Annotated in this window: 11 protein-coding genes; 3 read left to right on the top strand and 8 right to left on the bottom strand. The window is 38.0% G+C overall.

Annotated features, from left to right (window positions below; genetic code table 11):
* Positions 1 to 254 precede the first annotated feature (254 nt).
* Positions 255 to 2849, top strand: a complete 2595-nt coding sequence (locus ML462_RS03570) for a mechanosensitive ion channel domain-containing protein (RefSeq protein ID WP_240712352.1) — start codon at positions 255 to 257, stop codon at positions 2847 to 2849.
* A gap of 8 nt (positions 2850 to 2857) precedes the next feature.
* Here ML462_RS03570 and ML462_RS03565 read toward each other — a convergent pair whose 3' ends face one another.
* Both ML462_RS03565 and ML462_RS03560 read right to left on the bottom strand, forming a co-directional pair.
* A complete protein-coding gene (locus tag ML462_RS03565; protein WP_240712351.1) occupies positions 2858 to 3622 on the bottom strand; it encodes a hypothetical protein in 765 nt (254 codons plus the stop codon).
* 180 nt (positions 3623 to 3802) lie between these two features.
* Positions 3803 to 3964 carry a hypothetical protein gene (locus ML462_RS03560; RefSeq protein ID WP_240712350.1) on the bottom strand — a complete coding sequence of 54 codons (162 nt, stop codon included), beginning with the start codon at positions 3962 to 3964 and terminating at the stop codon, positions 3803 to 3805.
* 183 nt (positions 3965 to 4147) lie between these two features.
* Here ML462_RS03560 and katG point away from each other — a divergent pair, with 183 nt between their 5' ends.
* Positions 4148 to 6403: a catalase/peroxidase HPI gene (gene katG / locus ML462_RS03555; protein ID WP_279324117.1), complete on the top strand. Its 2256-nt coding sequence runs from the start codon at positions 4148 to 4150 to the stop codon at positions 6401 to 6403.
* 48 nt (positions 6404 to 6451) lie between these two features.
* On the opposite strand, the gene ML462_RS03550 is transcribed toward katG, so the two are convergent.
* The 5 genes from ML462_RS03550 to ML462_RS03530 form a co-directional block, all read right to left on the bottom strand.
* Positions 6452 to 7402 (bottom strand): proline iminopeptidase-family hydrolase, encoded by a 951-nt coding sequence (locus ML462_RS03550; RefSeq protein WP_240712349.1) that lies wholly within the window; start codon positions 7400 to 7402, stop codon positions 6452 to 6454.
* 1 nt (position 7403) lies between these two features.
* Positions 7404 to 8624, bottom strand: coding sequence for an MFS transporter (locus ML462_RS03545; protein ID WP_240712348.1), 1221 nt, complete (start codon positions 8622 to 8624; stop codon positions 7404 to 7406).
* Between the two features lie 21 nt (positions 8625 to 8645).
* Positions 8646 to 9566: a hypothetical protein gene (locus ML462_RS03540; RefSeq protein ID WP_240712347.1), complete on the bottom strand. Its 921-nt coding sequence runs from the start codon at positions 9564 to 9566 to the stop codon at positions 8646 to 8648.
* A 116-nt stretch (positions 9567 to 9682) separates the two neighbouring features.
* On the bottom strand, positions 9683 to 9901 hold the full coding sequence (locus ML462_RS03535) for a hypothetical protein (RefSeq protein WP_240712346.1): 219 nt from the start codon (positions 9899 to 9901) through the stop codon (positions 9683 to 9685).
* Positions 9902 to 9960: 59 nt separating this feature from the next.
* Positions 9961 to 10176, bottom strand: a complete 216-nt coding sequence (locus ML462_RS03530) for a Bor family protein (protein WP_240712345.1) — start codon at positions 10174 to 10176, stop codon at positions 9961 to 9963.
* Positions 10177 to 10580: 404 nt separating this feature from the next.
* Between ML462_RS03530 and ML462_RS03525 the strand changes: the two genes are divergently transcribed.
* Complete coding sequence (locus ML462_RS03525; protein WP_240712344.1) at positions 10581 to 11516, top strand: ribose-phosphate pyrophosphokinase; 936 nt, start codon at positions 10581 to 10583, stop codon at positions 11514 to 11516.
* A 2-nt stretch (positions 11517 to 11518) separates the two neighbouring features.
* Here ML462_RS03525 and ML462_RS03520 read toward each other — a convergent pair whose 3' ends face one another.
* A complete protein-coding gene (locus tag ML462_RS03520) occupies positions 11519 to 13144 on the bottom strand; it encodes a Ppx/GppA phosphatase family protein (RefSeq protein WP_240712343.1) in 1626 nt (541 codons plus the stop codon).
* Positions 13145 to 13165: the final 21 nt, after the last annotated feature.

Genomic DNA, 13165 nt, shown 5'->3' with positions numbered 1-13165 from the left:
CAAGTTTCAATTCTACTTAATTAAAAATATTAATAAAACGACTGTTTTCATTATTCTAATTAGGGTTTGTGATAGGTTTAACCACTGTTTGATTGGAATCAGCAAAAAGTCAATAATGAAATTAAATGTATTTGAAAACCTGTTTCAATCTCTTTTTATTGTATAGATATAAGGCTCTGTAAATCAGATTAATAAAAATGTTATATTAGTAAAAAGGACTATTACAAAATTTCATGTTCCAGAAGTTTCCCTCCATGACTAGGTTAATACCATTCCTGTTTTTCCTTGCTCTTCCGTTCGGTTTGTCAGCTCAGGTCCTTAATATGGAACAGGATAATCGGGAAACTGATACGATTGGACAAATAGAACCTGAAGCTATTCCTCTAAGCAGGATAGTTCAGGAGCTTGAAACTACGAGAGAGGAAATAAAAAGTAATCGTAACAGGGTAGAGCGGAATATTACCGAAGCCGATTCGCTTTTCCCTATATATGAGGAATTTCTTAACGAACAAAAACAAGAGGTAGCGGCCTTTTTAACCGCGAATCCCAACAAGGAAAAGATAGATAATATCATCATTAAATGGGAGGGATTTAATAACTACCTCAAAAGCTGGCAATCTGAGATCAATGAATCTGAAAGGAAAAATTCATTATTACTTGAAACGATAGAGCCTAAAGAGGATATCTGGGTATTGAGCTACGAAAGTGCTTTGGAAGAGGATATTCCTGAAAAAGTGCTTTTAAGTATTGAAGAAACCATATTCGATATAAGAGCTCTTAAGGATACCATCTTCATGAACAATTATGACCTTTTAAGTCTGGAATCTCAGGTAAACCAGGAAATTAATGAGACGAATTCGGTCATAGATGAATTAAGGGCTTTAAAGCGTTCAGAAGTCTACAGGATTTTTCATCAGAGACATCCAGCTCTATGGAATACCTCCTTCAGGAATATTTGGGCAGAAGCAAAAAGTGAGGACGGCAAGCCTTTAGAAATTACAAGATTTGGGGTACGTAAGTTTATCGACAATACTAAAGCTACCTTGCCGCTTTTTCTTTTCCTGATGGGTTTGATCACTTTTCTTATTCTGTATTCCAAAAGAACTTTGAGAAAGTATCCTTTTGAAAGGAGAAATTTAGATTTACAGAGGGCTAAAAATGTTTTTAGCGGTCATTACATTTCAGCCATATGTTTTCTTTCTTTACTTCTGGCGAGGTACTATTTTGTACCTCTTCCAAAGCTATTTCTCGATATTTCCATACTTCTTTTGCTTGTTTTTGCAGTTCCTCTGGTGCTTAACTTCATGCATAAGCGTTATAGGAGATTAATCTTATTCGCGATACTATTTTATGTGATCAATTCAGTGAAGACCCATGTGTGGTTCAACTCTGAACAATACCGCATTTATCTTTTAATTGAGGCGATTTTATTAATTGCAGTATTAATATTCTTTATAAATCCACATTACAAAAAAACAAAAGGACGCCTGGGGGATTTCGGCACCTTTCTACTAAAGCTGGTTCCAATTTTATTTGTTTTGGGTCTAATAGCTATTGTTTCTAATATTCTCGGCTATACAAACCTTACAGATCTTTCCTTGAAAATAGCTACTCGTAGTGGGGTGTTCGTTATATTATTCTATGTTTTACTGGTGATCATCAATGCAGTATTTTTAAGTATCATTCACAGGCATTATGTGGTTAAGAATGAATATGATGTAGATAAAAAAATTCAGACAGAAAAAAAAGCATTAAGAATCATAAGGGTTTTAATTATTATTTTCTGGTTGCTGGCTTTCTTGAATATGATAGACCAATTTCAACCATTGGTAACCATTCTTTCAGATTTTTTAAGTGAACCTTATAAAATAGGCGATATAACTTTTACCCTTCAGGATATATTTTCCTTCCTGTTAGTCCTTTTTATTGCTTTTGCCCTAACGCGCATAGTTTCCTTTCTGTTGAATGATGAAGACGGTATGCTGAGAATATTTCATTTGCCTAAGGGATATCCAGCGGCCATTTCTCTTATCATAAGATATTTAATCATAGGGTTTGGAGTAATATTGGCCTTGTCGTCCCTTGGAATCGACTTGAGTAAATTCAATTTAATGGCAGGAGCGCTTGGTCTTGGAATTGGGTTCGGCCTACAAACAGTTATTTCAAATTTTGTCTCTGGAATGATCCTGGTCTTTGAAAGGCCTATTATTCAGGGAGACACTGTTGAGGTGGATAATCTTCTTGGGATCGTTAACCGTATTGGGGTGCGCTCTTCAAGTATCACCACTTTTGACGGAGCCGAAGTTATCGTTCCCAATAATAATCTTATTTCCAATGATCTTATAAACTGGACATTATCGAATAATACCAAGCGGGTTGAGATATTCGTAGGCACTACTTATAGTTCAGATCCCAATGAAGTATTAAAGATCCTTTTTACAGTTGCCGAAGGATATAAACATACCCTGAAGAATCCGCCACCACAAGCGCTTTTTGTAGAATTTGGCGATAGCTCCTTAAATTTCACATTGAGGTTTTGGGTACATTATGAAAACTGGCTTCAGGCCCGGAGCGATATTTCTATTGAAATATACAATCAATTCAAGAAAGCAAATATCCAGATCCCTTTCCCACAAAGAGATATTTATATTAAAAGTATGCCCGGTTCATCTCAGGATCCGGAGCCTAAAGATAAACCTGATGATACTTCCAGAAAAATGGAGGACACAGATATTCCAGAAGTGATTACGCCTATTGAACATCGCGAACCCGATCCTGATGTCAAGATCGACGAGAAAAAATTGACCGATGATGAAGATCAGGAAAAGGATCCTGAAAAAGATGATTGATTTAGATATTAGTTGTCCAGGGCAGGGTAAAAATCAGAAATGGTACTGGTTATAATGCTTGACCTGCTTTTAGGTAAATTGTTCTTAGGAAGAGGAAAATCTTCATACTGTGGAACCAGAATCAATTTTGTTTTAGATCTCAAGAACCGGGTTATGAAATTATATTTTCCATTAAGATCTGTTGAAAAGTAATAAAGGTAAGGTCCTACAAGTTCCAAATATTCTTCACTTGAGGTCTTCTTCAAAGGATTTATTACTTCCAGTTCTTCTTCGTTGATAAAGGCAAGTTGAAGCTCAACGGCATTCAGTGGAATGCCATCCTTGGTGATAATAATGTCGTATTGCTGGTCTATGAAGAACCATTTTTTAAGATCATTAAGATATACTTCGTAAAGGAAATGGGTAAATGAATCTTTTTTTGAAAAACTTCCCGGATTCTGAAGTTTTACCTTTCTAGCCGTATACCCAAGTGCCTGCAGAAAGAGCTTACTGAGACTTGAATATTCGCTGATGTGAAAATTTTCTTTTTTGGTGATATCTGCCAGATATTTAGGATGTTTTTCTGATTCCGCAAAGGTATTTCCATTCTTATCCAGGTTGGAATAGATCCAAAACCTTAAATTCAATATATTCCGAAAGTCAGACTCTTTTTGATCAATTATGGAGTCTAATTGAAATTCCTGCCTAACCTTTTGAAGAAGTTTGTTTTCTAAATTATTGGGATAAGGAACCAGAAGTTCTCTTTGTATTTCCTTTTTAGATCTAATACTCATCAATCAAATTGGGGTGTCTTTGCCATTCAGAAAAACTCCCGCATAAGCAAAAGCATCTCCGAAATTCAATGTTATTAGTCAGGGTGAAAAGTCCGGCAAAGGAGTAGAGTATCTTTTTTTCCCATTTTTAAATTCCAAACGGAAAGTAGTTATTTTAAATTGATTTGAAAAATTTTTTGACTACAGTAAATCGATGATTAATGCATTTTGTCTATCAGAAATAAGTGGGATTTCCTGAATTGGACTAAACAGAAAGGGAAGGATAAGACTTAAAGTTCTGATATACATAAGCCTGAGAATAGGTACCAGGTTATTCAGGTAGAAATTTACTTTATTCATCATTTGACCATGTTGTCTGTTAAAGTTTTAAATCATTTGATGATTTTTATTCTTTAAGTAATTATTATTGGGAGCCTCATCATAAGTTTTGACTAATTATCATAGTTTTTAACTATTTAAAAACAAAATTTATAAGTAAAAATTATTTTAAATTTAAAGTGTTAATTAATTAAAACTTACCTAAAAATGTCAAATAATCATTCAAAAAGCTCAGACAATCACAAAGTCTGGGAAGTAAATGAATCGAGCAAATGCCCTTTTATGGGAGGAGCATTGAATAAATCAGCCGGTAGAGGTACTTCTAACCGGGATTGGTGGCCTAATCAACTAAACCTAGGGATTTTACGTCAACATTCTTTACTTTCAGATCCCATGGATAAAGATTTTAATTACGCTGAAGAATTTAAAAAGCTGGACCTAAAAGCTGTAAAACAGGATCTTTACGATTTAATGAACGACTCACAGGATTGGTGGCCTGCAGATTATGGACATTACGGTCCATTTTTTATTAGAATGGCCTGGCACAGTGCGGGAACTTACCGAATTGGTGATGGTCGTGGAGGCGCAGGTTCGGGCTCTCAACGTTTCGCTCCATTAAATAGCTGGCCAGATAACGCAAACCTGGATAAGGCCCGTTTATTATTATGGCCAATAAAAGAAAAGTACGGTAAAAAGATTTCCTGGGCAGATCTTATGATCCTTGCCGGAAATTGCGCTCTGGAATCTATGGGATTCAAAACCTTTGGCTTTGCCGGTGGACGTGAAGATGTTTGGGAGCCCGAGAAAGATATTTACTGGGGATCTGAAGGTGAGTGGTTAGGTAACAAAGAAAGATATTCAGGAGATCACGAACTTGAAAATCCTCTTGGTGCAACCCATATGGGGCTTATATATGTAAACCCTGAAGGTCCTAATGGTAATCCAGATCCAGTAGCTGCTGCAAAAGATATACGTGAGACCTTTGGCAGGATGGCCATGAACGATTATGAAACTGTTGCTCTAATCGCCGGAGGTCATACTTTTGGTAAAACTCATGGAGCAGCTGATGCTGAGAAATATGTTGGTCATGAACCTGCAGGTTCAAGCATAGAAGAGATGGGACTCGGCTGGAAGAACACCTATGAAAGTGGAATGGGGGAATATACCATTACCAGTGGAATAGAGGGAGCATGGACCGATACACCAACCAAATGGAGCAATAAATTCTTTGATAATTTATTTAAATATGACTGGGAATGTATCAAAGGTCCCGGAGGTGCTTATCAATGGCAGCCAAAAGAAGGAGCGGGAGCCGGAACAGTTCCAGACGCTCATAACCCTTCAAAAAAACATGCTCCATTCATGTTAACTACAGATCTGTCTCTTAAAGAGGATCCAGATTATGAAAAAATCTCGAGACATTTCTATGAGAACCCGAATGAGTTTGCCGATGCCTTTGCTCGTGCCTGGTATAAGCTAACTCACCGTGATATGGGGCCAATTGCCAGGTATCTTGGACCTGAAGTTCCAAAAGAAGAATTGATCTGGCAGGATCCTATTCCGGAAGTTGAGCATGAACTTGTGAATGCAGATGAAATTTCTACTTTAAAAGGAAAAATACTGGATTCAGGATTATCAATTTCAGAATTGGTAACTACGGCCTGGGCTTCTGCTTCTACTTTTAGAGGTTCAGATAAAAGAGGAGGAGCCAACGGTGCAAGAATTCGTCTAGCACCACAACGAAACTGGGAAGTGAATAATCCTCCACAGCTTAAAAAAGTGATTGAGATTTACGAAAAGATCCAAAGTGATTTCAATGAAAGTCAATCTGGAAATAAAAAGATCTCAATGGCAGATCTTATTGTTCTGGGTGGTTGTGCTGGTATCGAAAAAGCGGCTAGAAAAGCTGGCCATGATATCAACGTTCCGTTTACACCTGGTAGAGCAGATGCAAGTCAGGAGCAAACAGATGTGGAAGCATTTGAGCCACTGGAACCAACTGCCGACGGATTCAGAAATTACTTCAAGAAAAGGGATAATGTAAACGCTTCGGCAGAAGAATTGCTGGTAGATCGTGCGCAATTGCTAACCTTAACCGCCCCTGAAATGACTGTGCTGGTTGGTGGAATGCGAGCTCTTGATACGAATTTCGATGGGTCTGAAACCGGAATTTTCACAGATAGTCCGGGCACCCTTACGAACGATTTCTTTAAGAATGTACTTAACATGTCTACCACCTGGAAAGCTACCTCAGATTCTGAAACTCAATTTGAAGGGCGCGACCGTAAATCTGGTGATTCAAAATGGACAGCGAGCAGGGTGGATCTAATTTTTGGTTCAAACTCAGAGTTAAGAGCATTATCTGAAGTCTATGGAACCAGCGATGCACAGGAAAAATTCGTAAAGGATTTTGTGGCAGCATGGGATAAAGTAATGAACCTGGATAGATTTGATCTAGCATAACAGCCTGATCGATAAATAAAAAAAGGTGGCTTTTTTAGCCACCTTTTTTTATTCAAATTTCTTCAAAAATCTACTAATTGCTTTCAATGCCTGTTCCGGGTTATCATTAAGGGTGGCGTGTCCTGAATTTTCAATCTCTACATACTTGCTTTCAGGCAACAGGCTTTGGTAATATTTTACCGTCGCTGGTTTGGCCTCGTCGTATTCTCCGGTTATAAAAAGCACAGGGACTTCTACTTCTGGTAATTTATCGATTCGATCATAATTGAGTAAAGTTCCATTCGCTGTAAACTCACTTGGTCCCCACATGTATTCATACACATTGGTGCCGAAGTATTTTGATGCAGTATCCTTTACTGCCACCGCCCTTTCTTTCCTCCTCAGGAATTTACTGTAGAATAGGTTTACCGCTTCTTTATATTCCTGATTGCTGAAGGTTTTATTCTTTTCATTGGTTCGAATGATGTTTTGGATAGAATCGGGTAAAGTTTCTACCAGGGAATTGGCGTCTTTTATCCAGCGTTTAGTGCTGAAATATGGGCTGCTAAAAATGATACCATCAACATATTGAGGGTAATTCAGGTAATATTCCAGGCTTAAAGCAGTGCCCCAGGACTGACCGTAAAGAATGATTTTCTCGAGATCCAGTTCCTTTCGAACCTGCTCAACTTCTTCTACATATCTTTCCACTTTCATTAAGCTGGTATCGGTTATCCTGTCTGATCTTCCGCTTCCCAACTGATCGTAAAAAATTATAGGTCGGTCCTTACTTAATTTTTTCAATGGTTCCTGTCCAAAACTGGAAGACCCCGGGCCGCCGTGTAAAATGAGAACTGGAGTTTTATCAGAATTTCCATTTATCCGATACCAGACCTTACCGCCCTTCACTTCAATAAAACCTTCTTTGGGAACTTCCTTTTTATCCTCGCATGAAAATAAAGTGATTAGGAAGATTCCTCCGAAGAGTAGAAGTATTTTCGAGTATGATATATTATTCATTTTAAATGGTGATTTTTTTAGTTTCCGGCATTCTAAATTTAATGATCAATGATGATAAGATCGTGATAATACCAATAAATAAAACCGAATATTCAATTCCGAAAATATCCGCGATAACTCCTGAAAGGATAGCTCCAATGGCATATCCCATATCCCTCCATAACCTGAATATACCGATGCTTTCTGCTCTCTGGCCTGGCTGAGTGGCGTCTGCAATAGCAGATAGAAAGGTTGGGTAAACCAGGGCTGTTCCAAGTCCCAGAATTATTGAAATCGAAACAAGCTGATAGAATTCAGAAAAATATGGAATTAGCAGTATCGCTATCCCTTGAGCCAGCATTCCAATAAAGAGCATGATTTTTTTTGAGTAAAAATCGGCCATTCTGCCGGTAAATAATTGACCTAATCCCCAAACTGCAGGATAGATTGCCGCGATAATTCCAATACTTTTTGAATCAAAATTAAATGAAAGCAGCAATATTGGTAAAAGTCCCCATATCATGCCGTCGTTCAGATTATTTACCAACCCGGCCTGCGTGATAGAACTTAATGTTTTGTTTTTAAAGGAAGTTTCCAGAAATACATTTTCAAGTTCTTCCGTTTTTGTGGATACCTGTTCTTTATGAACAAAATGCCTGGTGTCGTTTACAAAAAAGAACGATAATAAAAGTCCTATGATCGAAATTCCAATTCCAAGGTAGAATGGGTAAGGAGTTACCCCGTATTTCTGTGCAATAAAACCTGTGAGAAGAGCTATCACTCCTACCGCAAAATAGCCGGCAAATTCATTGATTCCCATGGCGGTTCCACGATTTTTTTCTCCCACCAGGTCTATTTTCATCACCACGGTGCTGCTCCAGGTTAATCCCTGATTAATTCCTAGAAGGATATTTGCAAAAATGACCCAGTTCCACGATGAAGCAGTCATGAGGATCAAAGGAACCGGAATGGCAAATAGCCAGCCCAGAACAAGTAGATTTTTTCTTCCCCATTTGTTGGCTAGCTTTCCGGTAAAATAATTGGTAATTGCTTTGGTAATCCCGAAAGCGACTATGAAGAATAAAATTGCGGTATTGGAGCCTACACCAAACTCAGATTCTGCAAATTGCGGAAATATGGTCCTTTCCAGGCCAACCATACCTCCCACGAAGGCATTAACTATAACAAGTATTAAAAATTGCTTCCAGTTTTCCCGAAGGCCCAGTTTAATATTTTCCCTCATGTTTTACCAGGGTTGCAGGTTCTATTCAGCCCAGCTAAGCGGTACTTCCGCTACGGCAGGATGGACTTTCTCTGCTAACATACTCGTCAATGCCTTATCATCCAAAGGTTCTTGTTCCTTTTTTAATTCTTTCCATAAATTTTCAAAAGCTGATATCCCCGCTGCATCATAAATTTTACCGGCTGCTACGTGCAACCTGCATTGATACCAACCATAATTCTTAGGGTATTCTGTGGTGATCTTATCATAATTATTCTCCAGGTCATTCAGGCTTGAATAGGAGAGGTTTTCACTTTTTATTGTTAAAACCACCATATCGGGGAATATGGTTAATGCCGGAAGCATCTTTGGTTCTTTCTCAGCGATATAGGTATGTAGAAAAATATTACTGAATAATTCTTCCATCCACTTGCGCTGAGGGTTCAATTTAGCCTGAATTTGGTAACTATGACCTAATTCATGAATAGCCAGGAGATCGAAAAAACCTTTCATGGTTAATGAACCGTCTGGGTTAATATATACCCTGGAAATTTCGTCTGCCAGAGTCTTTGGTAGTTTTTCTAGTGGAGGAATAAAACTTTTCCAGAAATCATTGTCTTCTGAAGCTATAACCAGGGTTTCGCCGTCTATATAATGCGGCATTCCATACACAGGAAACTTCGTGTGCTTAACCCAGTCTTCAGGAGAAAGCACCAGTAAGGTGACTTTTGGCGAAAAATCAAGGATAGGCTCATAAAATGCAATTACCTTATCAAAAAGGAAGGCAATATTGGCTGCCCGGTTTTTAGCATTTTCACTATAATAGGTTTCGGTTTGATTACTATTTATTTTTGGAAGGTCTAAATAAGATTGTGCGCGTACATCCAGGAATGGTAGGAGTAATAAAATATTTAATACTAAAAATTTTCCAACTGGGATACGGGTGAATGTGCTTGGTTTCACTACTCTCAGGATTTAATTGGGTTAATATTTTTCGACTTTTACCAGATTTTCGATTTAGCATATGAACTCAAGGATATTTCCTGATGAAGATTTGTGGAATGTTATAATTTGAAAATTTATTCAATTTGGCGTTTAGAACGTGTTTTTGATCCTTTGATGTTTCTCCTTATCAAATAGGAAAAACCTAAAAAGAGGAAAAACAGAATAACTTTTCCGCCAAGATATCCATACCCGTAAGGCGTTAACTTGGGAAGATCCAGAATTAAGATCTTAAGAATTTGTACCAGAAGTACAATGGCGATAATTATGAATAAATAGAAAAATAATTTTTTCATAGATCATTTATAAGAAGAGAAGGTGTGTTTTTAACACCTTCTCCTTATTTTGTTTGTAATTATTTGGTGACAGTAGTAGTTGTTGGAGTATAGATTCCTACAGTAATAGCTGCAAGAAGTCCGTTTAGAATCGAATGTCTGGTATGAACGGTATAATTCGTATCTCCAGCAGCCATTTGCTTCGAATCTGAAACCCCAACTGGTATAAGACCGTAAACTAAATAATGGTTCCATTGAGTTGTTTCATTTGCTCCCTGGGCTCCGCTTCCAACCACACTGGTATATTAATAGCAGGAAGTAAATAAGATTGATGCCGTAAAGACAATTGCAATCATTTTTATAAAACTTTTCATAATTTTTTGGTTTTAGATTAAACACTTAAAATTGTTGGCTAAAATTAATTTATACTTAAATATAGTTTAAAATACTTAAAATTAACAGGTTACAAGTTTTTAAATGGTTGGTTCGTAACCTATTTGAAATAAAATAGTGGAATTAATCTATAGTTGTAAGAGCTAAAAATATCAAACGGTTTTACGTGCTAAAATTTATCAAATAAGGGTTTTTCCTAATTATTTTGTCATAATGTCTACTATACCGGTTTTATTCTGTTACAGCCCGAATTAATTTTTAAATTTGCATGCAACAAAATTTTAACACACAACAAACAATACACAACATGGCTGCTACAGAAGCTAAGATCTTTACTTGTACCCAAAGTCGCGAACTTGCGGAAAAAATTGCCGGGCATTACGGCTCAAAACTCGGAAATGTAATTACTTCAACTTATAGTGATGGTGAATTCCAGCCATCTTTTGAGGAGTCGGTTCGTGGATCGAGAGTTTTTATTATAGGATCTACGCATCCTGGGAGTGATCACCTTATGGAAATGCTTTTAATGCTTGATGCTGCAAAAAGAGCTTCTGCAAGACATATTACGGCAGTTATGCCATATTTTGGTTGGGCCAGGCAGGATAGAAAAGATAAACCTCGTGTTCCAATCGCGGCAAAGATGATCGCAAGCATACTTGAAACAGCCGGGGCAACCAGGATCATTACTATGGACCTGCATGCAGACCAGATCCAGGGATTTTTCGAAAAACCGGTGGATCACCTGTATGCCAGTACTGTTTTTCTTCCGTATTTGAAAAAACTAGGTCTTGATAATCTTACCATTGCTTCACCAGATATGGGTGGTTCCAAAAGAGCATACGCCTATTCAAAAGCACTTGAAAGCGATGTGGTGATTTGCTATAAACAAAGAGCTAAAGCTAATGTCATCTCTCATATGGAATTGATTGGTGATGTGACCGGTAAGAACGTTGTGCTTGTAGACGATATGGTAGATACGGCTGGTACACTTACCAAGGCAGCAGATGTTATGATGGAGCGAGGAGCAATTAGTGTTCGCGCTATTTGTACACATCCTGTTCTTTCTGGAGAAGCCTACGATCGTATTGAAAAATCTAAACTTCAGGAATTGATCGTGACAGATTCCATTCCTCTTAGACAGGAAAGTAAAAAGATAAAAGTAGTAAGCTGTGCCGAGCTTTTCGCCGATGTTATGAGAAGTGTTCAGGATAATGAATCCATCAGTTCAAAATTCATCATGTAATTTCAGACTGATTCAATCTTATTTTTATTGCCGGTAGAGGACTGGGTGCGCTCCCGTTCATTTATGTTCACAGCGTATATTTCCAGTTTTTTACCGGTCACTTTTTCAAATAATTTCGATTTTCTTTCAGCACCCCATATTTCAAGTTCCGGGTCGCCTATGGTAGAAATGTGCAGGATCACCTTTTCATTTTGATTATCTATCTCCAGATCTTCTACATTTTGATAATGACTGCGATCCAAACCATCGGCCACCCTGAGTAATGCCGATAATTTTTTAACCTTCTTACGCAGTGGTTTGGCCATTTTTTTATAGAATTCATGACGTTTTTTAGGAGTAGATCTCCTGTGATACCTGGCCACATTAGCCACAATGTTGATCTCATCCTCATTAAATCCTCTCAGGTCTGAATGCCTGATGATATAAAGAGCATGTTTATGATGTTTTCTATATGATATATAATAGCCTATGTCATGAAGATAGGAGGCATATTCAAGTAATTCACGATCTAATTCATCGAGCTTCAGCTCTTTCCTGAATTCATCGAAAAGCTGAAGTGCCATACCTGCCACATGCCTGGAATGTGATTCCGGCCAGTTGCATTTGCGCAGTAGTTCAAAAATACTACGTTTCCGGGGGGCTGGAAAGTTTGCTACCAGATCCAGTTGTGGTCTTTCTTTTTTTAGAAAATTAAGGATCATTCCGTCCCGCAGGGCAGCTTCCGAGATTTTTATCTTTTCTATATTGAATTTTTTGATGAGGTATTTTACCAGCACCATCCCGGCATTGATAATATCTATACGTTTTTCATCCAGCTCACTTATGTTTTTTCGTTCATCCCGGTTCAGACCGATAAAATCCTTATAGAGTTCCTTAAAATCTGAAGCCTGGAAGACCAGTTCGTTCAGGGTCATACTGGCCGTTAGAGAAGTTCTGTCTGCGATCATTGCACCGATATTTTCCATAGTGCCCGAAGACCCGATCATGGTTTTTATCTTGTGCTTTTGCATAATCTCTGCAATCTCTTTCAGAGTACTTTTATAATGTTTTTTAAGGCTTTTTATCTCACTTTTGGTGATGGGGTCATCTTTGACAAATTTGGCAGACATTCTGGCCACTCCCAGCTTTAGGCTATTGTAATAAAGGAATTCCTGGTTATTACCAATAATGAATTCTACGCTACCGCCACCAATATCTACCATCAGCACCATTTCATCATCAAGAGAAATACTGTGTCTTATAGCGTAACCTATAAGTTCAGCTTCCATCTTTCCCGGAATAGCCCTGGCTTTTATTCCAACTTCATCTATCATTCTCTGGATAAAATCTCCGCCGTTATCTGCTTCCCGAATTGCTGAGGTCGCAAAGGCCAGGATCTCTTCTACTTGCTGGGAATCGCAAAGGAATTTGATCCTTTTCAAAGCATCCAGTCCGCGGGTCATAGCATCTTCACTAAGATGATTGTCCATGCCTTTTTCAGCCAGGATCACCATCTCCTTGAGCTTGTCAATGGTTCGAAAACTTCCGTCAGGATAAATATCAACGATCACCGCATGAAAGGAATTAGTACCAAGGTCTATCGCGGCAATTCTTTTTGTAGGTGTTCCGTTGTCTATAGAATGATCCATTGATGAAGGTTTTCAGGTTAT

The sequence above is a fragment of the Christiangramia lutea genome (genome assembly GCF_022489035.1).
GTDB lineage: Bacteria > Bacteroidota > Bacteroidia > Flavobacteriales > Flavobacteriaceae > Christiangramia > Christiangramia lutea.
Note: the sequence above shows the minus strand (reverse complement) of the source record. Positions and strands in the feature narration are given on the sequence as shown.